Source organism: Streptomyces sp. NBC_00459 (assembly GCF_036013955.1).
Taxonomy (GTDB): domain Bacteria; phylum Actinomycetota; class Actinomycetes; order Streptomycetales; family Streptomycetaceae; genus Streptomyces.
In genome coordinates, this window is sequence record NZ_CP107903.1 from 7,823,086 (window position 1) to 7,844,450 (window position 21,365).

The 21,365-nt window shown below is 71.7% G+C and carries 15 protein-coding genes and 2 pseudogenes; 10 read left to right on the plus strand and 7 right to left on the minus strand.

Going from position 1 to position 21,365, the window contains the following annotated elements; all coding sequences use genetic code 11:
• Positions 1-3 precede the first annotated feature (3 nt).
• From OHN74_RS34460 to OHN74_RS34470, 3 genes are read right to left on the minus strand one after another with little or no spacing between them, the layout of a single operon-like run.
• Positions 4-885: a carbohydrate ABC transporter permease gene (locus OHN74_RS34460; RefSeq protein WP_327698475.1), complete on the minus strand. Its 882-nt coding sequence runs from the start codon at positions 883-885 to the stop codon at positions 4-6.
• On the minus strand, positions 882-1,820 hold the full coding sequence (locus OHN74_RS34465; protein ID WP_327698476.1) for a carbohydrate ABC transporter permease: 939 nt from the start codon (positions 1,818-1,820) through the stop codon (positions 882-884). The genes OHN74_RS34460 and OHN74_RS34465 overlap by 4 nt, the downstream gene beginning before the upstream one ends.
• 7 nt (positions 1,821-1,827) lie before the next feature.
• Entirely contained in the window at positions 1,828-3,129 is a 1,302-nt protein-coding gene (locus OHN74_RS34470) for an extracellular solute-binding protein (RefSeq protein WP_327698477.1), read from the minus strand.
• A gap of 311 nt (positions 3,130-3,440) precedes the next feature.
• Here OHN74_RS34470 and OHN74_RS34475 point away from each other — a divergent pair.
• The 5 genes and pseudogenes from OHN74_RS34475 to OHN74_RS34495 form a co-directional block, all read left to right on the plus strand.
• A pseudogene (locus OHN74_RS34475) lies at positions 3,441-4,132 on the plus strand (hypothetical protein); the annotation flags it as partial.
• Between the two features lie 435 nt (positions 4,133-4,567).
• A pseudogene (locus OHN74_RS34480) lies at positions 4,568-5,307 on the plus strand (hypothetical protein); the annotation flags it as partial.
• A 51-nt stretch (positions 5,308-5,358) separates the two neighbouring features.
• A complete protein-coding gene (locus tag OHN74_RS34485) occupies positions 5,359-6,693 on the plus strand; it encodes an AAA family ATPase (protein ID WP_327698478.1) in 1,335 nt (444 codons plus the stop codon).
• The gene (locus tag OHN74_RS34490; protein ID WP_327698479.1) at positions 6,690-7,952 is read left to right on the plus strand and encodes a vWA domain-containing protein; all 1,263 of its coding nucleotides are present in this window, start codon (positions 6,690-6,692) and stop codon (positions 7,950-7,952) included. Before OHN74_RS34485 ends, OHN74_RS34490 begins: the two co-directional genes overlap by 4 nt.
• Before the next feature lie 43 nt (positions 7,953-7,995).
• Complete coding sequence (locus OHN74_RS34495) at positions 7,996-9,324, plus strand: cytochrome P450 (RefSeq protein ID WP_327698480.1); 1,329 nt, start codon at positions 7,996-7,998, stop codon at positions 9,322-9,324.
• Positions 9,325-9,602: 278 nt separating this feature from the next.
• On the opposite strand, the gene OHN74_RS34500 is transcribed toward OHN74_RS34495, so the two are convergent.
• The gene (locus OHN74_RS34500; RefSeq protein ID WP_327698481.1) at positions 9,603-10,331 is read right to left on the minus strand and encodes a GAF and ANTAR domain-containing protein; all 729 of its coding nucleotides are present in this window, start codon (positions 10,329-10,331) and stop codon (positions 9,603-9,605) included.
• A gap of 69 nt (positions 10,332-10,400) precedes the next feature.
• Here OHN74_RS34500 and OHN74_RS34505 point away from each other — a divergent pair, with 69 nt between their 5' ends.
• From OHN74_RS34505 to OHN74_RS34525, 5 genes are all read left to right on the plus strand, one after another.
• On the plus strand, positions 10,401-10,766 hold the full coding sequence (locus tag OHN74_RS34505; RefSeq protein ID WP_327698482.1) for a fumarylacetoacetate hydrolase family protein: 366 nt from the start codon (positions 10,401-10,403) through the stop codon (positions 10,764-10,766).
• 154 nt (positions 10,767-10,920) lie between these two features.
• The gene (locus tag OHN74_RS34510; RefSeq protein ID WP_327698483.1) at positions 10,921-12,210 is read left to right on the plus strand and encodes a glycosyltransferase; all 1,290 of its coding nucleotides are present in this window, start codon (positions 10,921-10,923) and stop codon (positions 12,208-12,210) included.
• A gap of 17 nt (positions 12,211-12,227) precedes the next feature.
• Positions 12,228-14,462, plus strand: a complete 2,235-nt coding sequence (locus tag OHN74_RS34515) for an ArnT family glycosyltransferase (protein ID WP_327698484.1) — start codon at positions 12,228-12,230, stop codon at positions 14,460-14,462.
• A 64-nt stretch (positions 14,463-14,526) separates the two neighbouring features.
• Positions 14,527-15,270, plus strand: a complete 744-nt coding sequence (locus tag OHN74_RS34520) for a response regulator transcription factor (RefSeq protein ID WP_327698485.1) — start codon at positions 14,527-14,529, stop codon at positions 15,268-15,270.
• Positions 15,267-16,805 carry a sensor histidine kinase gene (locus OHN74_RS34525; protein ID WP_327698486.1) on the plus strand — a complete coding sequence of 513 codons (1,539 nt, stop codon included), beginning with the start codon at positions 15,267-15,269 and terminating at the stop codon, positions 16,803-16,805. The genes OHN74_RS34520 and OHN74_RS34525 overlap by 4 nt, the downstream gene beginning before the upstream one ends.
• 316 nt (positions 16,806-17,121) lie before the next feature.
• Here the strand turns inward: OHN74_RS34525 and OHN74_RS34530 are convergent, their stop codons facing one another.
• The 3 genes from OHN74_RS34530 to OHN74_RS34540 all read right to left on the minus strand — a co-directional run bounded on the left by OHN74_RS34530 (position 17,122) and on the right by OHN74_RS34540 (position 21,127).
• Entirely contained in the window at positions 17,122-17,832 is a 711-nt protein-coding gene (locus tag OHN74_RS34530) for a TetR/AcrR family transcriptional regulator (protein ID WP_327698487.1), read from the minus strand.
• Between the two features lie 132 nt (positions 17,833-17,964).
• Entirely contained in the window at positions 17,965-19,479 is a 1,515-nt protein-coding gene (locus OHN74_RS34535) for a carotenoid oxygenase family protein (protein ID WP_327698488.1), read from the minus strand.
• 184 nt (positions 19,480-19,663) lie between these two features.
• The gene (locus OHN74_RS34540; protein ID WP_327698489.1) at positions 19,664-21,127 is read right to left on the minus strand and encodes an aldehyde dehydrogenase family protein; all 1,464 of its coding nucleotides are present in this window, start codon (positions 21,125-21,127) and stop codon (positions 19,664-19,666) included.
• Positions 21,128-21,365: the final 238 nt, after the last annotated feature.

Consider the following 21,365-nt stretch of genomic DNA (forward strand, 5'->3'; position numbering starts at 1 on the left):
CGGTCACCGCAGTCCCGATCCGGAGATGCCCTGCACGAAGTAGCGCTGGAGGAACAGGAAGAGCACCAGGACCGGCAGCATCACGACGATCGCGCCGGCCAGCAGCAGACCGTAGTCGGTGACGTGCGCGGCTGCCTGGCTGGTCGCGGCGAGGCCCACCGGCAGCGTGTAGGTGTCCATGCTCTGGGCGACGATGAGCGGCCAGATGAAGTTGTTCCACGACGACAGGAACGACATGATCGTGATCGTCGCGACAGCCGGGCCGGCCAGCGGCAGGAAGATCCGGAAGAAGATCCGGAACTCGCCCGCGCCGTCGATCCGGGCCGCCTCCAACAGCTCGTCCGGGATGGACATCGCGTACTGCCGCATGATGAAGACCGACAGTGGCAGGGCGATGCCCGGGAGGGCGATTCCGGTCAGGGTGTCCGCGAGTCCCATGTCCACGGTGAGCACGAACTGGGTGACGAACACCGTGCTGAACGGCACCATCATCGCCGCCATGACCGCGCCGAACGCGATCCTCCGGCCCGCGAAGTCAAGCTTGGCCAGGGCGTATCCGGCGGCCGACGCGGCCACGATGTTGCCTGCCACCACGAGGGCCGCGACCACGACGCTGTTGACGAGGAACCGCCCGAATCCGGCGGTCCGGAACAGCCGGGTGAAGTTGTCGAGGGTGACGTGGTGCGGGAGCCAGGCACCGGGGTCGGAGCGGATCTCGTCGAGGCCGCGCAGCGAGCCGCTCGCCACCCAGACGAACGGGAGCAGGGTGAGAAGGGCGCACAGCACCAGTGCGCCGTAGAGCAGCGGCCGGGAGAGGGACCGGCGGGACGCGGCGGCCCGGTCGGTGGTCGTACGGGCGCTCTCGAAGGCGGCCAGGGCGGTCATGAGCGGGACCTCAGCAGTCGGAACTGGACGACGCTCACCAGGGCCACGAGCAGCAGCATCACAAAGGACGCGGCCGAGGAGACCCCGAACTCGCCCGAGCCGAACTGGTGGTAGGTGTACAGCGCCATCGACTCGGTGGAGCCCAACGGGCCGCCGTTCGTGAGCAGATACGGCTCGTCGAACACCTGGAGGTAGAAGACGGTCAGCAGCACCGACACCATGAGGGTGGTGGGCAGCAGCAGCGGCAGGGTGATGTGCCTCAACTGCCGCCACCGGCCCGCCCCGTCGAGGGCGGCGGCCTCGTACACGTCCTCCGGTATCGCCTGCAGACCGGCCAGGAACAGCACCATCGCGGTGCCGAAGTTGCGCCACACGCCGAGCAGGATGACGACGGGCATCGCCAGGTTCGGATCGTCCAGCCAGTTCGGCCCGGCGAGGCCGACAGCGCCGAGCACCTTGTTGACGGTGCCGTCGGAGTTGAAGGCGTACTGCCAGATCAGGGCGACGGCCACCACGTTGGTGACGACCGGTGCGAAGAAGACCGTACGGAACACCCCGCGCAGCCTGCGGACACCGGAGTTCAGCACGACGGCCAGCGCGAACCCGAGCCCCATGGTCAGCGGCACCCCGACGACCACGAAGAGGGCGGTGTTGAGGATGTCCCGCAGGAAGCTCTGGTCCTGGAACAGCCGGAGGTAGTTGTCCAGGCCGGTGAAGTCGACCGCGAACGGATGCCGCAGGTCCGTGCCCCGCAGGTCGGTGAGGCTGAACCCGAGCGCGGCGACGGTGGGGATCGCCGTGTAGAGCAGGAACACGACGGCGAACGGGGCGAGGAACAGCCAGGCGACGGCGGTTCGGCGCGCGCTCCGCGAGTTTCCGGAACCCCGGGAGCGGCGCGTCCGGCGCGGCGCTCCCGGGCTGATGGTCGTGGTCATCCGCGGCTCACTTCGCCCCCGTGCCGAGACTGTCGGCGTACGACTGGACGTTCGCGGCGGCCTTGGCGGCGGTCTCCGTGCCCTTGGCCACGGCCTCCATCTCCTTGCCCAGCCGCGTCGCGACCTGTTGCCAGGTGTTCACCTGCGGGAACGCCCGGGTGTTCTTCAGCTGGGTGAGGAAGGCGTCGAGGAGAGGCTGGTCCGCGATGGCGGGGTCGTCCCACGCGGAGATGACGGCCGGCAGCGAGCTGTACGCCCTGTACTGCGCGACCTGTGTGCTCGGCTTCGTGAGATACCGGACGAGCTTCCATGACGCGTCCGCGTTGCCGGCTCCCGCGAGGACGCCCCAACTGCCTCCGGCGGAGAAGGAGTTGCTGCCCGATGCTCCGGCGGGCAGCGGGGCCGTGGCGACATGGGTGGCCGTCCAGCCGTCCTTCTTCGCGGCGGCGTCGAGCTGTCCGATCACCCATGGACCCGTGATCATCATGGCGGTCCTGCCGGACACGAAGTACGGCTGCGCGTCGAGGAAGGTGGGCCCGGCGGTGTCGGCAGTGCCGGAGGTGAAGAACGACGCGTTGTACTGGAGGGCGTCGACCATCGCCGGGGTGTCGAGGGTCCATTTCCCGTCGGAGGAGAGCAGCGAACCTCCGGCCTGCCAGGCGTACATCGCGACGTCCTGACCGTTGAAGATGTCCCAGCCGATGTCGGCTCCGAGGCCTCGCTCGGCGCCGGCACCCTGGAGCGCCTTGAGGAACGGCACCGTCTCGTCCCACTTGGCCGGCGCCTTCACGCCTGCCTTCTTCGCGAGGTCGGCGCGGTAGACGAGCGCGTAGGTGTACGCGTACCAGGGCACGGTGTAGGCGACGTTTCCGGCCACGCCTGCGGCCCAGAGGCTCTCGAAGAAGCCCGCCTTGTCGACGAGGCCGTCCGGGACGGGCCGCAGGATCGACGGGTTGAGGAACTGCGACTGCGACTCGGGGAAGAACTGGGCGAGATCGGGCCCCTTGCCCGCCGCGATCGCCGACTGGAGCTTGGTGTAGTACTCGCCGTTCGGGATCAGCGTCACCTTCACGGTGACGTCGGGGTTCGCGGCCTTGAAGGGCTTGATGACCTTGTCGAGCACATCGGCATCGCCCTGGGCGGCCCAGACGGTGACGGTGCCGGTGGCCGGCGAGGTGTCGACAGGCGCGGCGGTGGCTGTCGCGGCGGCGGTGTTGTCGCTGCGTCCACAGCCCGTGAGGGCGAAAGCGCCGGTGAGGGCTATGCCTGCGGTCAGCTTGAGGGCGCCGCGTCGGGAGGGGTTGGACACTCGGGGCTCCTGTGCAGGGATTCTGGGAGAAAGCAGCATTTTTGGTCCGATGGACCCCATGGGTGCGATGTCGCCTGTGAGGCTGATGGTGAGAAAGCTACGAGTGAGGTATTTCGGCCGAGTGGCGGACCCGTCACGAATAATTTCGGAACTTGTAGCGAAATCGATTTGTTCCGTTTTGTCGTGCCTCGTGCCTCACGCCTCACGCTGAAAACAGGTGGCGGGTGAGGGAGGGGAGCGTTACCGTCTCGGACGATGACTACCGACTCCGTTCACAGATCGGGGGTCCCGTCCGCGCAAGGTGAGTGCTGATGCTCACTGGGAACGCGTACGGGGACACCTCCCTCTCTTTTTGGCCGCGTGTACGGGAGTTCGCCGTGCCGCCGTCCATGATCTCGACCGCGACGGCCCGCCGCCTCGCCGGGGACTGGGCGGGCGCGTGTGCCGCCGCAGGCGTCGACGTGGACCTGAACCTGCGGTCCGTGGCACGCGTCCATGGCCAGGAACTCGCCGCTCAACTCCGCGCGGATCTACGCCACTTGGCGCCCGACCTGTTGCGCTGGCACCTGCCGAGGATCGCCCCCGACGGGCTGCTGCGCCCGGGGCTGACGATCGGTCTGGCCCGGTACGACGCCCCCGGGAGGGCCGGCTCCCACCCGCTGCACCTCGTGGTCCGCACCGCGCCGGCCTGGGCCGATGCCGGCCAGCGGATCAGCCTCACGCTGTGGGACGGGTCCCACGCGGACACGGGCGCCCGCCGTGCCGCGCACCCGCACCCCAACCGGCGCTTCCGGCTCGATCTGCACCGCCACCTGTGGGACGCGCGCAGAACCGATGAGCTGCGGACTCGCTCCGGCGCGGACCGGCCGCCCGGCGGTGACCGTCCGGAGCCGCCGCCCCCGGATCTCCTGGCCCGATTGCCCCGGGGCGTCGCTGCGCCGTGGATCGGTGGGCTGCCGAGGCACGGCTACTGCTGGACGCCGACGGCTGGTCCACCGGTGCCAGTGCCGGCACCGGCACCGTTTCCGGTTCCGTCGTGGGCTCCAGAACCGGCCTCGGCACGGGCACCGGCTCTGGCTCTGGCACGGGCTTCGGCCTCGGCTCCGGCACCGGCACCGGCACCGGCACCGGCACCGGCATTGGCTCTGGCTCTGGCTCCGGCTCTGGCACGGGCTCCGGCTCCGGCATTGGGACGGGCGCCAACACCGGCTCCGGATTCGACTCCGTCGCGGGCTCCGGAATTGGCTTCGGCGCGAGCCCTGACTCCGGTTCCGGTCCCGGCGCGGACTCTGGCTCCGGATCCGGCCCCGGCCCCGGCAGTGGAGGGGGCATCAGCTCTGGTCCCGGCTTCGGCTTCGGCATGGGCGCCGGCGGCGGACCTGGCCCCGACCCTGACGCGGGCTTCGGCTCCGGGATTGGAATGGGTGCCGGCCCCGGCACCAGCGCAGACACCGTCACCGTGCGGCTCGGGGCCCGGCAGCGGCTGCTCCTGGATCTCGGCGTCGCCCCGGACGGCAGCGGGCCGTCCGTGCTGCGGATCACGCAGGCGCCCGCGGGCGGCGGGGCCTCCGCCCTGCCGGTGCTCCCCGACGCGGCGACCTGGGTGCTGCCCGACCTGGAACTCATCCGTACCGGCGCGATCGAGCTGGACCGGCTGCATCCGCTGGTCGCCTCGGCACTCGAACCGGACCGTCCGCCGGCCGGTCCACCCCGGAACCCGGACCGGGCAGGTGAACCGCGCCTCGTGGAGTGCCGGGGCGCCCGGCACCGGATCGGCCTGGTCGACGGGGTGCTCGCGCCGCTGGACCACGACCCGGCCGAGATCCGCCGGGAGGAACTCCTGGCCGAGCTGACCGGTACGCCACTGCCCTGTCTGCAAGCCATCGACGAGGCCCACCGCCACCCGGACTGCCTCACCGGTGTCCGTGAGCGCTGGACCACGGCGACATCGCCGGTGCGCTCGCCGTCGTGGAGGGCCTGCTGGGCCCCGACGCGGTGCTGCGCGGCGGCGCCCTGCGCGACGAACTGCAAAGTGCCGCCGAGCGACGCGTCACCTACGGCCTGTTCAGGGCGGGCCTGATCGGCCCCGGCCCCGGTCCCGGATTCGATGGCTACCGCGCGGACGGCGGCCGTACCCGCGACCGCCGCTCCCGCCCGCGCCAGGCGACCTTCCGCTGAACCGGGGGACGCCCCCGCACCCATTTCTGACGAACCCAAAGGTGATCAAACATGTCCACTGGCATCTCCTTCGCCACCCCCGAGACCCAGACTCCCGCCGAGCCCCCGGCCCCTGAGGCCCTCGCCCCGAAGACCCCCACAGCCCCACCCCGCACCCCCCAACTCGACGTCGCCGCGCAGTTGTTGACCCTGCTGCGCGACACCACCACCGAACCCCGCCCCGACACCCAGCTGGAGGCCCTGACACTGGCCGTGGCCGCCGACCTGCCCGTGCTCCTGTGGGGTGAGCCGGGGATCGGCAAGACCGCGGCCCTGACACAACTGGCCTCGGCCCTCGACCTTCCCCTCACCACGGTCATCGCGAGTGTCCACGAGCCGTCCGACTTCTCCGGACTGCCCGTCATCGGCGACGACCCTGCGACGCACGGCGTCCCGATGGCCCCGCCGGACTGGGCGGTGCGACTCGTACGGGCCGGCCGGGGGCTGCTGTTCCTCGACGAACTGTCCACCGCCCCGCCGGCCGTTCAGGCCGCCCTGCTCCGGCTGGTCCTGGAGCGGCGGATCGGCGCCCTCCAACTGCCGCCCGGCGTACGGATCGTGGCCGCCGCCAACCCCCGGTCCTCGGCCGCCGACGGCTGGGAGCTGAGCCCGCCGCTGGCCAACCGGTTCGTCCATCTCCAGTGGACCCACGACCACGAGGTCGTCGTACGCGGCCTCGGTGGGACCTGGCCCCGGGCCACCCTGCCACGGCTCGCCCCCGAAAAGCTGCCGGAGGCCGTGGACTTCGCCCGCCGCGCGGTGTGCGGGCTCCTCGACGCCCGTCCCAAGCTCGTGCACCTGCTGCCGAGCAGCGAGACGCGCCGGGGCGGCGCCTGGCCGTCACCCCGTAGCTGGGACATGACCCTGAGCCTGATCGCCTTCGCGACGGCCGCCGGTTCCTCCCGGGAGGTCCTCTCGCTGCTGGTGCGGGGCGCCGTCGGGGACGGTCCGGGGCTGGAACTGCTGGCGAGCCTGGACCGGATGGACCTTCCGGACCCCGAGTCGCTGCTCGCCGACCCGGCGAGTGCCGCACTGCCGGAACGGGGCGATCTGCGCCAGGCAGTGCTGGACGGTGTGGTGGCGGCGGTCCGGGGGCGCCCGGAGAAGGCCCGCTGGGACGCGGCGTGGGCGCTGCTGGTGCGGGCGCTGGAGACCGGGGCCCCGGACCTGGTGGTCGTCCCGGCGACCACGCTGGCCTCGCTGCGTCAGGAGGACTGGGACGTGCCGGCGGAGATCGAGAGACTCGCCGGAGTGGTGTCCCTGTCCCGGCGGGCGGACCGGGCGGCGGACCGTGTGGCGGCCCGGGCAGGGGTGGAGGCCGGGGCGGGAACGAGGCGCGGCCGATGAACGCCGACGCGCCGGGGTCCCTCGACCTCGACAAGCTCTTCGCCGCCCGGCTGCACGCCGTAAGGGCCCGCCCGTACCTGGCCACGGCACTGTTCGCCCTGCACCCCGTCGAGTCGCACCAGGTGCCGACGATGGCCGTCGACCGGCACTGGCGGTGCTACGTCTCACCCTCGTTCGTAGACCGCACCCCGGTTGAGGAACTGGCCGGAGTGTGGGTGCACGAGGTGTCCCATCTGCTGCGCGACCACCACGGGCGCAGCGACCGCTTCGCCCGGGAGCACGGGCTGAGCGGCCCGGGAGAGCGGTTGCGGATGAACATCGCCGCGGACTGCGAGATCAACGACGACGTGTTCGGCGACGGGCTCGTGTGCCCCGAAGGAGCTGTCGAGCCGGACTCGTTGGGGCTTCCGACGGGCGAGCTCATGGAGGAGTACCTGCGCCGGTTCCGACTCGGGCCGAACACGCTGAACCTGTCCTGGCTGGACTGCGGCAGCGGCGCCGACGGACTGGGACGGGCATGGGACCGGGGACCGGACGGCGCGCACGGCCTGAGCGAGCAGGAACGCGACGCGGTCCGGTTCCGGGTCGCGCAGGGCATCAACGGCCGCCCCGGGGATGCCCCGAAGGGGTGGCGGAGATGGGCGGAGGAGGCGTTCCATCCACCGTTGCCATGGCGGGAGTTGCTGGGCGCGGCGGTCCGCTCGGCGGCCTCCGGCAGCGGTGTGGGCGAGGACTACACCTACGGCCGGCCCGCTCGCCGCTCGACCGCTCTGCCCGGCGTCGTCCTGCCGAGCCTGCGGCGCCGGCCACCCCGGGTCTCCGTGGTCATCGACACCTCCGGGTCGGTCAGCGACGCCGAACTCGGCAGCGCCCTCCTGGAGGTCACGGCGATCTCCCGTGCCGTGGGCGGCCGACGCGACCTGGTCACCGTAGTGCCGTGCGACGCGGCGGCCCACATGGTGCACACGCTGTGCCGGGCCGAGGGGATTCCCCTGACGGGCGGCGGGGGTACGGACCTGCGCACCGGCTTCGCCAAGGCGCTGCGGGCGACCCCGCGTCCCGATGTCGTCGTGGTCCTGACCGACGGCCAGACACCCTGGCCGGACACCCGGCCGCCGTGCCGGACGGTGGTGGGTCTGTTTCCCCGGCAGCGCACGGTCCGGCCATGGGGCGAGAGCGAGGGCGACGACGAGTATGTGCCGGACGCGCCGCCCGACTGGGCGCGCGTGGTCCACATCGGGTCGACGGCGACGGTCTGACGCGCGGTGATCTCCGGTCCAACAGGGCTGAAAGGATGGGCCGATGAGCACCCCTTCCTCACTTCTGTCGGCCTTTCGGCCCAAGGTCCAAGAGCGTCTCTACGACTTCTACGAAGAACTCCGGAGCGCCGACGACCTCTTCTGGGACCGCCGCACGGGTGCCTGGATCGCGACCGGGCACGCAGTCGTCAGCAGCGCCGCGAACGCCCCGGGACTGTCCTCGGTGCGCTACCCCGACATCGAGGCCGTCCCGGAGGAACTCCGGCCGCTGGCCCGGGTCCTGAGCCGCCAGATGCTCTACAACGACGCCCCCGACCATCCCCGGCTCCGGGCCCTGATCAGCAAGGCGTTCGCCCCGCGCGCGGTGGCCGTACTGCGTGCCCGGATCGTCGAAGCCGTCGACCGGATCATCGCCGGGGCGGCGCCGACCGGCCGGATGGACATCGTCGCGGACCTCGCCCGCCCCCTGCCGCTCACCATCATCTGCGACCTCCTCGACGTGCCGGAGGAGGACCGCGCCGCTGTCGCCGCCTGGTCCGAGCCGGTCGCCGAGGCCATCGGCAACTCCCGGCTCGACGAGGACCGCAACCGTGAGGCCTCGCAGAGCATGGCGGACATGCTCGCGTACCTCCGTGAGCTCCTCACGCGCCAGGACACCCCGCCGGCCCCCGACACCCTGCGCGCGATGGTGACCGCGCAGGCCGGGGACACCGACCAGGACCTCGACGAACTCCTCGCCAACTGCGCGCTGTTGCTGATCGCGGGCCACGAGACCACCACCCACTTCATCGGCAACGCCACCCTCGCCCTGCTCCGCCACCCGGACGCGGCCGACCAACTGCGCCGCAGGCCCGAGCTGATGCCCGCCGCGGTCGAGGAACTCCTGCGCTACGACGCCCCGGTACAGCTGATGCTGCGCCGGGCGCGGCACGATCTGGACCTGGCGGGCCGCAAGATCGCCGAGGGGCAGACGGTCCTCCTGGTGGGCGGCGCCGCCAACCGGGATCCGGCCGTCTTCCCCGATCCCCATGTGCTGGACTTCGAGCGGGCCGGTTCCGGCGGCCGGCACATGTCGTTCGGACACGGTCCGCACTTCTGTCTCGGCGCGGCGCTGGCCCGGCTGGAGGGTGCGATCGTCCTGGAGGCGCTCCTCACCCGCCTTCCCGACCTGCGGCTCGACGGCACCGAGCCACCGCGATGGCAGCGCAGCCTCAACTTCCGCGGCCTCACCCGCCTGGACGTCGCCTTCACCCCGGCCTCGGACGCCCACACCGGTGCCACGCCGGCCACCGCCTCCTCCGGCTTCCCCCCCGCGCCCCACACCGACGGCTGCCCGGTCCGCCATGGGGACGGCGAGGCCGCGGGCGCGTGACCGCACGGGCGCGGTGTCGTGTCCCGGCTCCGCGCACGGTGACGGGCGAGCACGGAGACAAGGTCGGCATGATCACCCTGTGCCGCTGACCGGCGAGAACGCACGTCGCGTATCGAGGGCCGGGGCCCCGCGCCCCTGCCCGACCAGGAACCCGGGTGTGTGGAAGGGACAGGACGGGGGACTTGGTTCACAGGCCAGGTTCGGCGTCCCATGGGGCTGAGCCTGCTCAGGTTCCTCTGGTTCGGACATGGTGCCGGGGGAGCCGTCCGCCCCTCGGATCACGGAAGACCGCCCTGCTCGCAGACCCGCCGGGCGACCTCACGGAGCTTGGTGTTGTTCTGCTGGGAGTAGCGGCGCAGCACGTCGAAGGCCTGCTCCTCGGTGATGTGGTGGCGGCCCATGAGGATGCCCATCGCCTCGCCGATGACATGGCGGGTGGCGACGGCCCGTTCCATCTGGGCATGGGTGCGGGCGCTGGAGAAGGCGACCGCCGCGTGGGAGGCCAGCAGCCACCCGGCCAGCTCGCTGGCCTCGGTGAAGGCACCGGGTCTGCGGGAGTAGAGGTTCAGCGCGCCAAGGTCTTCGTCGTCGGTGAACAGCAGAAAGCCCATCATGCTGCCCACTCCGAGCGCCTGGGCCTGCGGGGCGTAGGCGGGCCAGCGCGACTGCTCGTCGGTGACGTCGGCGATGCGGAAGACCCGCTCTCCCTGGGAGGTGCGGGCCGCGTCGAAGCACGGCCCCTCGCTCAACCGCTCCTGCAGCTGATCGCTGTCGATGACCAGCTGGTCGGTCGGGGCGAGTGTCTCGACCTGGTTTCCCTGGAGCACCAGGATGCCGGCCGCGTCGCAGCCGTCCACCAGCTCGGTGGCCGATTTGGTGATCCGCTGGAGTGTGGCATTGACCGACTCCTGTGCCAGCAGATCCCGCGCCATCGACGCCATCTGCTGTGCGAACCGTCCCCAGTCCACTACGTCCTCCGACTCTCGTTCGGCCCGGACAAACCTCATACCCAGTTTTCCACCTGCGCCTCAGGCTGACTTCGGTGGTGGCGCGATCCTCCTTCACCCTCCGTAACGATGCATGTCCGCCACAGAGAAGACCCGATCCGGCCGCTCGGGGCCGAAGCGGCGCCACCCGTCCTGATCACCACCGACGACGCGCCGATCGGCGCTCGCGGCCTGACGATGAACTGTCTCGTCGGCGGGCGCGTCACGCAGAAGGCGCACACCGCGGAACCGATCTTCGACGTCGCCACCGTCGTCGCGCACGTCAGCAGCACCGTCACCCTGCTCCCCGGCGATCTGATCACGACCGGAACACCGGCCGGAACGGAAAACGGCCGTGAACGCGAGGTGTCCCCTCGGTCGGGGACGCGGGTGATCAGCGTGATCAAAGGCGTCGGTGAACTGCGCGACGCCGTGATGCGGCCGGGCCCGCAGTGAGGCGTGGGAGCGCTTTCGGCCATAGATCTGACTCCCCGTCAGTTCTCGGTGTTCTCCCCCTGCCCCCACAGGCGGCACGGCAACAGTGAGGTCCGCGGCCCTGGACCAGGGCCTGTGAGCCGCAGTCTGCCGTCCCCTCATGCCTGAGGAAGCCATGACTCCCACCCCCCACCTCGCCGAAACCGCCGCCCGCACCGAGCGGCCGGCACCGTTCCAGCCCGTCGACCGAGCCCGTCTCCCGGACGCCGGTACCGCCACGGTGGACATCGTCGTACCGGTCTACAACGAGGAACGCGCCCTCCCCGGGTGCCTGCACACCCTCCACGCGCGACTGTCCGAGGGGTTCCCCTTCCCCTGGCGGATCACGGTCGCCGACAACGCCAGCACCGACGACACCCTCGCCACCGCCCGCCGCCTCGCCGACGAACTGCCCGGAGTGGGCGTCGTCCACCTGGACCGGAAGGGGCGCGGGCTGGCCCTGCGCACCGTCTGGGGCGCCAGTGACGCGGACATCGTGGCCTACATGGACGTCGACCTGTCCACCGGCCTCGACGGACTGCTCCCGCTGGTCGCCCCGCTGGCCAGCGGCCACTCCGACCTCGCCATTGGCTCCCGGCTGGCACCCGGCGCGCGTACGGTGCGCGGGCCGCGCCGAGAGTTCGTCTCCCGCTGCTACAACGGCATCATCCGGCTCACCCACGGAGTCCGCTTCAGCGACGCCCAGTGCGGATTCAAGGCGGCCCGTACGGAGGTGCTCCGGCCGCTGCTGGAGGTGACCCGCGACGACGCCTGGTTCTTCGACACCGAGCTGCTCCTGCTCGCCGAGCACAACGGACTGCGCGTCCACGAGGTGCCGGTCGACTGGGTCGAGGACGTCGACACCCGGGTGGACGTGGTGAGCACCGCCACGGACGACCTGCGGGGCCTGTGGCGCATGGCGCGCCTCAAGGCCTCCGGCGGTGCCCGCGTCGACATCCGGCCGCGCCCCGCACCGTCCGCCGAGCACCCCGACGCCGTCCTCGCACCCGCGACGGGACGTGGCGTGCTGTCGTGGGAAGTCGGCTGCTTCATCGCGATCGGCCTCGTCTCCACGGTCGGGCAGGCCCTCCTGTACTGGCTGGCGCGCGGCTGGTGGACTCCCGCCGTCGCCAACCTGGTCTCGCTGTTCGTCCTCACCGTCCTCAACACCGAGGCGAACCGGCGTCTCACCTTCCGCCACTCCTCCACCGCGCCCGCCCGCGCCCACCTCGGTGCCGGCGGCCTGTTCGTCCTCGGCTACCTGGTCACCTCCGGCGCGGTGCTGTGGTTCAAGTGGCTCGACCCCGGCGCCTCACCGGCCGCCGAGACCGCGGTCCTCGCCGCGGCGTCCGTCGCCGTCACCGGCGTGCGCTTCGCCACCCTGCGGCTGGCCGTCTTCGCCGGCCCCCGCAGCCGTACCCGCTGATGAGAGCGAATCCAGACATGAGCAACTACGCGCACATCACGTCAGTCCCGGCGGCCTCGGAGCACACCGGGAGGCGTACGTCCGTCCGCTCGCTGCCCGCCTGGGCGGCACCCGCCGCACTCGGCGCCGTCATGGTGCTCGCGGCGGTCCTGTACGGATGGGCGCTGGGGTCCCTCGGATGGGGCAACAGCTACTACTCGGCGGCCGTGAAGTCGATGGGGAGGAACTGGACCAACTTCCTCTTCGGTTCCTTCGACCCGGTCGGCGTCGTCACGGTCGACAAGCCGCCCGCCGCCCTGTGGCCGCAGGTGATCAGCAGCAAGATCTTCGGGATGCACGGGTGGGCCCTGATCCTGCCGCAGATGCTCGAAGGAGTGGCCGCGGTGCTGGTGCTGCACCGCACCGTGCGCCGTTGGGCGGGGGAGGGCGCGGCGCTGGTCGCCGCCCTGGTACTCACCCTCACGCCCATCACGGTGGCCATCAACCGGGACAACAACCCGGACACGCTGCTGGTCCTGCTGCTGGTGTCGGCGGCGTACGCGCTCACCCGCGCGCTGCGGGCCGAGGGCAGGTCCGCGACCTGGTGGCTGTGCGCGAGCGGCTTCCTGATCGGGTGCGGGTTCACCACCAAAATGCTCGCCGCCTGGATGGTCGTCCCCGCGTTCGCCGTCGCCTGGCTCGTGGGAGGAAGCGGCGCCTGGATACCGCGAGTGCGGCGGCTGCTGGGCGCGGGCGCCATCCTGGCGGCGTCCTCCCTGTGGTGGGTCGCCATGGTCGCCCTGTGGCCGGGCGACCGCCCCTACATCGGAGGCAGCACGGACGGCTCGGCCTGGGACCTCGTGATCGGCTACAACGGACTCGGTCGGGTCTTCGGCTCCAGTGACGGAGCACCCCAGGGAATGGGGGGCGGAGGCGGTGGCGGAGGGTTCGCCGGCGGGTTCGGCGGCGAGTCCGGCCCGACCCGGATGTTCGACACGCAGGTGGGCGGTCAGATCAGCTGGCTGCTGCCCCTCTGCGGGCTGGCTCTGGCCGTCGCGGTCGTCGTGGCGGTGCTGCACCGACGCGGGAAGCTGCCCGCCTCCGTCCCGCTGCCGGCCGCCGGCTGGCTGCTGTGGGGAACCTGGCTGGTGGTCTGCGCGGCCGTGTACTCGACCCAGAAAGGCATCTTCCACCCCTACTACACCACCCAACTCGCCCCGGCCATCGCCGCCCTGTGCGGCGGGCTGACGGCCGGCCTGGTCCGCCTGCACCGTGCGGGTCTCCGCTGGGCGCCACTGGCCGGCGCGGCCGGGGTCGTGGTGAGCGTGGTCTGGGCAGTGGTGCTGGTCCGTCGTACACCCGACTGGAACGGCTGGCTGGTGTGGCCGGTGCTGCTCGTCGGCTGCGCCGCCGTCGTCCTGCTGGTGCTGGCACGACGCAACGCCCGGTTGCTCACGGCTGCCGTGGGCGCGGCGGTGGCCTCGGTCCTGGTGGCCCCGGGAGCCTGGGCGCTGACCGTGCCCGCCTCCACCGGCATGGGCGGCTCCAACCCGACGGCCGGCCCGACGACGCTCGGCTTCGGCGGAGGCGGCGGCATGCCCAGGCAGGCCGGGAACGGCGGAGGTCTTCCGTCGGGCATGCCGTCCGGGATGCCGTCGAACATGCCGGGGCTGCCCGGCGCGGGCGGCTCCTCGAACGGGTCCGGTGCACCCTCGTCCGGCGGAATGCCGTCCGGAATGCCGTCAGGGATGCCGTCAGGGATGCCTTCCGGCATGCCCACGGCGGGAGCGGGCGGCATGCCCGGTGCCGGCTCGGGAAGTGCCCCGGGCGGGCGAGGCGGTCCCAGCGGTGGCGGGGAACTCACCGCCGACCAGCGCAAGATCCTCCAGTACGCCGTCAAACACGCACCCGACGCGCGCATCAAGCTCGCCGTCGAGGGCGGCGCCCTGTCCGCCAGTGCTTTCATCCTGGGCACCGACGAGAACGTCATCGGCATGGGCGGCTTCACGAACAGCGACAACGCGCCGTCCGTGGCCCAGCTGAAGGCGTGGACCGGCAACGGCGAACTCCGCTTCGTCCTGGGTTCCGGCACCAACGGCGGCGGGCCGGGCGGCATGTCCGGCGGATACGCCGAGCAGCGCTCCGACTGGATCGCCGACAACTGCGCGAAGGTTCCGGCGTCGTCCTACGGCGGCACGTCCTCCGAGTCGGACAGCGGCGGTGTGATGGGATTCGGGGGAGCGAGCGTGCTCTACGACTGCGCCGCCGAGTAACCCGGGCCGGAGCGAGCACCGCCAGACACCAGACACCAGACGGCAGAACGGATCCGCGGACGTCATGACCGACAGGCCCCCAGCGGCGAGGCCGGGACATCGGCTCCTCGTGGTCGAGGACGAGCCCAGCATCCGTACGCTGCTGGAGGCGACGCTCCGCCTGACCGGATACGAGGTGAGCAGCACCGACACCGGGCAGTCGGCTCTCCTGGAGGTCGAACGCCTGGAGCCGCACCTGGTGCTGCTCGACGTGATGCTGCCCGACCTGGACGGCTTCGAGGTGACCCGCAGGTTGCGGGCGGCGGGGAACGACTGCCCGATCCTGTTCCTCACCGCCCGCACCGGCACCCACGACCGCGTCAGCGGACTGCGCGCGGGCGGAGACGACTACGTCTCCAAACCGTTCAACATCGAGGAGGTCCTGCTGCGCATCGAGGCCATCCTGCGCCGAACGGCTCCGGCCGTCACGGCGCGGGTGACGCCGAGCGTCCTGGGCTACGCCGACCTGGAACTCGACGAGGGCGCCCACGAGGTGCACCGCGCGGGGGAGTACATCGCGCTGTCACCCACCGAGTTCAAACTCCTGGCCTACCTCCTGGCGAACGCCGGACAGGTGGTGAGCAAGATCCAGATCCTCGACCACGTCTGGAGCTACGACTTCGCGGGCGACGTCCGGATCATCGAGACCTACGTCCGCTACCTGCGCAAGAAGATCGACCGCTTCGATCCGCCGCTCATCCAGACGGTGCGCGGGGTCGGCTACAGCCTCCGTCTCTCCCGCGACCACGGAGGGACGCCGGAGCAGTGACCCGTTTCCTGCCCCGGCCGCCCGGATCGCTGAGGCGACGCCTCGTCCTCGGCGTCACCGTCCTCGCCACCGCGGCCGTCCTGGCCTCCCAGGCCCTCGGCTACGTGGTGATCCGTTCCTGGCTGCTCGACCGCGTCGACGAGCAGCTCGTCGAGTTCCACCCGCCGGCGCCGGCCTTCTACGACGCCCTCGACGGGAAACTGCCGACGCCGGCGGAACAACCGGACATACTGCCCTCGGACTTCCATGTCTACTTCTACGACGCCTCCGGGCATCTCCTGAACGGCTCGCTCGGCTCCGAAACGACGTCAGGACCCCGGTTGACCGATGACGTGCGGGACCTCGGTCTGCGGGACGGGCATCCGGAGACCGTGCCCGCCGCCGACGGTGACGGCCGCTGGCGAGTGATGCTCAACCCCGGCCCCGGGGGCATGAACGCGGTGGTCACCCTGCCGCTCGACACCGTCGACGGCGCCGCCTCGAAGATCCTCTGGCTGAACGCGGTCCTGCTCGCCGTCACGATCGTCGCCCTGGTGGCCCTGGGCCGGTGGGTGGTCCGGCTGGGCCTGCTGCCCCTGACCAGAATGGAACGCACCGCCCAGGACATCACCGAGGGCCGGCTCGACCCGAGGTTGCCCGACACCGATCCGCGCACCGAGATCGGACGCCTCGGCCGGGTCCTCAACTCCATGCTCGACCGCCTCCAGAAGGCGCTGCTGGCCCGTGAGGCGTCCGAGGCCCGGCTGCGGCGGTTCGTCGCCGACGCGGGGCACGAACTGCGCACCCCGCTCACCGTCATCCAGGGCTACGCCCAACTCGCCCTGCGCCCTGAGCGACGCCCGGCGCGGGAGCTGCGGGAGGCCAACCGGTTCATCGTGCAGAACGCGGAACGCATGAGCCTGCTCGTCGACGACCTCCAACTGCTCGCCACCCTGGACAAGGAGCCCTCCTACCGGAGAGAGCGGGTCGACCTGCTGTCCCTGGCGGCGGACGCCGTCACCGCGACCGTCGCCCACAGCGGGTCCCACCCCGTCGACCTCGGCCCGCTGCACACCCCGGCCGATCCCACCGGAGCCGAGGAGCTCGACATCGCGGAGACCGTCGGCGACCCGCACCGGTTGCGTCAGATCCTCGAGAACCTGCTCTCCAACGCCCGCGTCCACACCCCGCCCGGCACCCGCGTCCACGTGCGAGTCGGCACGACCGAGGCGGGTCCCGGCAGCGGCGGCACGGACCTGCCCGGACGCACCGCCGTCTCACCGCCCCTGCCGGAGAGCCTGCCGATCAGCGTGATCGAGGTCGCGGACGAGGGACCGGGCCTCGAACCCGTCGACGCCGAGCTGGTCTTCGAGCGCTTCTACCGCGCCGACCCCGCCCGTTCCCGCCTCCACGGCGGCAGCGGCCTCGGCCTGGCCATCGCCGCGACCATCGCCGAGGGGCACGGCGGCCGCCTCGAACTCGACACGGCTCCCGGCCGCGGCTGCACCTTCCGCCTGGTACTGCCGGCGGCCGAAGCCGGCCAGGAACTCCGCTGACCCCGCCGAACGCGGGGCCGGGAGGGCGCCCCACGACCGAGGCGAGCGGGGAGCGTCAGTGCGGTCGGCGCGTCGACCGGACGGGCGCGGAGGGCTGATCGGGAGTGACAGCACGGGGCGCGGGCCACCGACCGGTCAGCAGCAGTTCAAGGTCTGTGCGGCACGGGTGTTTCGTGGGTCCGGCCGTCGAGGGGGCGCGCCTGGAGGGTTCCGGTACGCCGAAGCCCACACGTCGGGCGCGGAGCGCGGTCGGCGTGTGGGCGAGGAGCGTTCGGCGCCTGATCGAGTGGGTCAGGAACCTGTGTGGCGGGCCGTGTCAGTCCGTGTGGGGCGGCTCGAACACGGCAAAGGCGTCGCCGGCGTTGCGCAGTGGTGCCTCGGGCAGGGCGACGGGGTCCTGGGAGCGCAGGGCGCGCAGGAAGAGCGTCGTCGACCAGCGGGCGTGCGCGGCGAGCCGGGCGGAGTCGTGGCGGGGCTCCGGGCTCAGCAGGGCGTCCATCTGCAGCCCGGCCGCCGCCATGCGGACGAACAGGGCGGCGTACGTGTGGGGGTCCGGCAGGGTGTAGCCGTGCCGCCGGCCGTCCTCCAGCAGGGTGGCCGCCACGACGTCGACGACGTGGGGCACGCCCAGGGTGCGCATGGCCGCCGTCAGTTCGGGACGGCGGGCGGCTTCCGTGGTCAGCACCCGGATGAGGGCGAGGTACTGCGGGGCGGTCGTCGCCTCCAGGAGCTTGGTGACGATGTGCGTCAGCCGCTCCTGCGGGTCGTCGACCGAGGAGAGCATCGCCTGGTCCAGGTCGAAGTCCAGGGACGAGCTGCCGCGCTCGATCACGGCACGGAACAGTTCCACCTTGTCGCCGAAGTGGGCGTACACGGTGGTCTTTGAGACGCCGGCCTCGGCCGCGACGACGTCCATCGACGTCTGGTCGAAGCCCCGGTCGAGGAACAGGGTGACCGCCGCGTCGAGCACGGCAGCTCTCTTGCCCCGGCCCCCGGCCCCCGTACGGGGGCGCCCCTTGACCACCATCTCGCTCCTCCTCGGGCCGCCGACCCGGCAGTCGCCCATGTCTCTTGGCTTGTTGACCTCCTGGCGACCCTACCGTCGCGGCCGGGTGGTCCGGGACGCGACGGCAGGCCTTGCGCCATCGCTGCCGCGGTGTCAGCCGGACTTCTCGCCCCGTGCCGCGACCGCCCGGTCGAGGGTCACATGGTCGGCCCAGCTGCCGTGGAAGCCGAACGGGACGCGGCTGGGGAGCCTGACCCGGGCGAGCGGGGTGCGGACCAGGTCGGCGGCGTCGTGGACGAGGAGTTCGGACAGGCCCGTGAGGCGGTTCCACCACAGGGACAGCAGATAGCCGTCGTCCTCGGCGGAGGCGTTCTCGCGGGCGACGAAGACCGGTTCGCCGGGGTTGGTCAGCCCCGCCGGGCCCTCCACGACGCTGGTGGTGCCTCGCAGGAAGTCGTGCTTGGCCAGCCCGTCGCTCATCGTGTCCGCGGCGAGCGAGCGGGTGGTGACGAAGTAGCCGTAGCGATGCTCCAGCCCGGTGTAGGCGTCGTTGATCCGCGGGAACTCGCCGGCGAGACCGCTGAGCATCTCCTCGGAGGCCCTTCCGGTGGCCAGATCCACCCGCCAGCGGTGGGGCAGCGAGGGCGGGAACCAGGAGTGCGAGGTGACCGGGGTGTCGAGCCGGTCGGCGGGCGTGCCCAGCCGGGTGATGCGGTGCCCGTCGACGACGACCTGCCCGTCGCGCTCGTAGGCGTTGTAGAAGTGGGTGTTGGCCCAGTGCCCGCCGACGTCGTGCCAGGTGACCTTGTGGGTGCTGCGGTTCATCAGGACGATCCGCACACCGTGGGGGAGCGACCCCTCGTCCCAGACGACACCCGGCTCGCCCCGCATGATGTGGTCCAGCCGGAACTGGGCCGGGGTGACGAAGAAGATCGCGTGGTTCTCGGTGACCGCGAAGTCGTGCATGAGCACGGGCACTTCGATACCGAAGCTGTGGCTGTCGACGACCTGCCCGGTCTTCACGTCCGCCCGGTACCAGGTGATGACCGGGCCGGTCGCGGCGAAGAAGAGCATGTCGCCCGTGGCCGGGTCGGTCTTGTAGTGGGCGGTGCAGAGCACGTCGACGCCACCGTGGAAGTCGTAACTGCCGTACGTCTCCAGGGTTTCCGGGTGCACGGAGTACGGCAGCCCGCCCTCGTAGTAGACCAGCAGGTGATCGTCGAAGATGCCGACGTTGGTGTTGGCGACGTTCTTCGCGGGCGGCGCGCCCTTGGGGAGCGGTGCCGTACTGCCGCCGTTGGCGAAACCGCTGTAGACGGCGTGGCCCTGCTCGACCTCGAACTTCATCGAGTCGGTCATGACCCAGCGGGTGCGGTAGGCGGCCCGTCCTTCGCGCAGATAGATGCCGCACACCATGCCGTCCCCCTCCCACCAGTGATAGCGCTCCGGATCGCGCGGCCGGAAGCGGGGGTTGGAGGAGATACGGAACAGGGCTCCGGCGAGGTCCTCGGGGATCCGGCCCTCGACCTCCAGGTCGTAGGCCGCGTCCTCCTCCGTCCAGGGTGTGAAGGGTCCGTCGAGGAACTTGTTGCCGGGAGCCCAGCCGGCCGCGTCCTCGGACCGGCGCGGGGTCGGCGGGGTGGCCGCGGCGCGTGGGGCGATCGTCATCGGGTCAGGTGGAACAAGGCCGGGCCGGGGGGCGGCTGCGCTCATCGGTACGTCCAATGCGGGTGAGAGGCGGTGGTGGGAGGCACTGGTGGGAGGTGGGCTCGCGATGCCGGTCGGCGAACCCGGGTCATGAGGGGAGGCCGGGACCCCGCTGGGACGACGGGATCCCGGCCGGTCGAGGGGATCAGAACGGGTAGCCGGGGATCTCTCCCCGGACGGTGACCCACTGCTGCTCGGTGAAGGCGTCCAGGTTGGCCGCGGTGCCACCGTGACGGGAGCCGTTGCCCGACTCGCCCATGCCTCCGAAAGGCACGGTGGCCTCGTCGTTGACGGTCTGGTCGTTGATGTGCACGAGCCCGGTGGGGATGCGGTCGGCCAGTGCCAGCCCCTTCGCCGGGTCGCCGGTCAGGATGCCGAGGGCGAGACCGTACTCCGTGTCGGTGGCGAGCCGGACGACCTCGTCGAGGTCCTGGAAGGCGACGACGGGCGCCACGGGGCCGAAGATCTCCTCGGTGTAGGCACGTGCGTCCAGCGGGACGTCGGCCAGGACGGTGGGCCGGTAGACCAGACCCTCGTACGTACCGCCGGCGGCCAGTCGCGCTCCGGCGGCCAGGCTGTCGGTGACCACCGAGTGGGCGGCCTGCAACTGCCGCTCGTCGATCATGGGACCGACGGCGACCGCGTCCGTCGCGGGATCTCCGGCGGGCGCGGCCTCGGCGCGCTCGGCGAGCCGTGCGGTGTACTCCTCGGCGATGGAGGCGTGCACCAGGTGGCGGCTGGAGGCCATGCAGATCTGACCGGCATGGTGGAACGAGCCGAACGCACCCGCCGACACCGCCTTCTCCAGGTCGGCGTCCTCAAGAACGATCAGGGCCGAGTTGCCGCCCAGCTCCAGGTGCACCCGCTTCAGCCGTTGCGCCGCGGCCGTGGCGATCGCCTTGCCGGCCCGGGTGGACCCGGTGAACGCGATGACCGGGACCCGGGGGTCGTCCACCAGTGCCGCTCCGACGTCGGCGCCGCCGGGCAGGACGTGCAACAGCCCCTCGGGCAGCCCCGCCTCCTCGAAGACCCGCGCGATCGTGACACCCCCGCAGACCGCTGTGCGCGGGTCGGGCTTGAGGACGACCGCGTTGCCCAGCGCCAGCGCCGGTGCCAGCGCCCGCATGGCCAGCACCATCGGCGCGTTGAACGGGGAGATCACACCCACGACACCGACGGGCCGGCGCCGCGAGAACGACAGCCGGTCCTCCACCGAGCGGAGTACCTCGCCGAAGGGCGCCGCCGCGAGGGCCGCGGCCTCGTAGCACTCCTCGGCGGCGCCGTTCGAGGTCTGGAACTCCGCGAACGGGCGCAGGGCTCCGGACTCCCGCACGACCCAGTCCGCGATCTCGGCCCGGTGCTTCTCGAACAGGGCCCCGGCGCGCCGCAGTACCTGCGCCCGCTCGGTGTACGGCAGAGCCGCCCACGCGCGCTGGGCCTGTACGGCCTGCGCCACGGCTCGGTCCAGGTCGGCGGGGGTGGCGGCTCCCACGCGGCCGAGCGTCTTGCCGGTGGCCGGTTCGACCGAGTCGTAGGGCTCACCGGAGCCGTCGACCCACCCGCCGGAGAAGATCCGCCCCTGCCAGCCACGATCGTCGAGAAAAGCCATGATGCTCCGTTCATTGATCTGCACTGTACCGTACAGTTTACTTGCAGTGCCGCGACTTTCGCCAGATGCGGTCGACCGTGGAGGCGGGGGGTGCGACTTCCGTCGGCACTTCTGGGCCGAAGAGCCCGGCCCGGTCGGCGACCGGGCGCCCATGTCGAGGTCTCCGGTGGAGGCCTCGCCCCCCTGTGGCCGAGCTTGACAGGCATACTGAACTGAACGGTACAGTTCAGTTAGTTTC

Bases quoted from the DNA above. Each gene is read 5' to 3' on its own strand.
- OHN74_RS34520 (WP_327698485.1), top strand. From the start codon at position 14,527: ATGACCGACAGGCCCCCAGCGGCGAGGCCGGGACATCGGCTCCTCGTG.
- OHN74_RS34495 (WP_327698480.1), top strand. From the start codon at position 7,996: ATGAGCACCCCTTCCTCACTTCTGTCGGCCTTTCGGCCCAAGGTCCAA.
- OHN74_RS34465 (WP_327698476.1), bottom strand. From the start codon at position 1,820: ATGACCACGACCATCAGCCCGGGAGCGCCGCGCCGGACGCGCCGCTCC.
- OHN74_RS34485 (WP_327698478.1), top strand. From the start codon at position 5,359: ATGTCCACTGGCATCTCCTTCGCCACCCCCGAGACCCAGACTCCCGCC.
- OHN74_RS34530 (WP_327698487.1), bottom strand. From the start codon at position 17,832: ATGGTGGTCAAGGGGCGCCCCCGTACGGGGGCCGGGGGCCGGGGCAAG.
- OHN74_RS34510 (WP_327698483.1), top strand. From the start codon at position 10,921: ATGACTCCCACCCCCCACCTCGCCGAAACCGCCGCCCGCACCGAGCGG.
- OHN74_RS34500 (WP_327698481.1), bottom strand. From the start codon at position 10,331: ATGAGGTTTGTCCGGGCCGAACGAGAGTCGGAGGACGTAGTGGACTGG.
- OHN74_RS34460 (WP_327698475.1), bottom strand. From the start codon at position 885: ATGACCGCCCTGGCCGCCTTCGAGAGCGCCCGTACGACCACCGACCGG.
- OHN74_RS34540 (WP_327698489.1), bottom strand. From the start codon at position 21,127: ATGGCTTTTCTCGACGATCGTGGCTGGCAGGGGCGGATCTTCTCCGGC.
- OHN74_RS34505 (WP_327698482.1), top strand. From the start codon at position 10,401: ATGCATGTCCGCCACAGAGAAGACCCGATCCGGCCGCTCGGGGCCGAA.
- OHN74_RS34515 (WP_327698484.1), top strand. From the start codon at position 12,228: ATGAGCAACTACGCGCACATCACGTCAGTCCCGGCGGCCTCGGAGCAC.
- OHN74_RS34535 (WP_327698488.1), bottom strand. From the start codon at position 19,479: ATGACGATCGCCCCACGCGCCGCGGCCACCCCGCCGACCCCGCGCCGG.
- OHN74_RS34490 (WP_327698479.1), top strand. From the start codon at position 6,690: ATGAACGCCGACGCGCCGGGGTCCCTCGACCTCGACAAGCTCTTCGCC.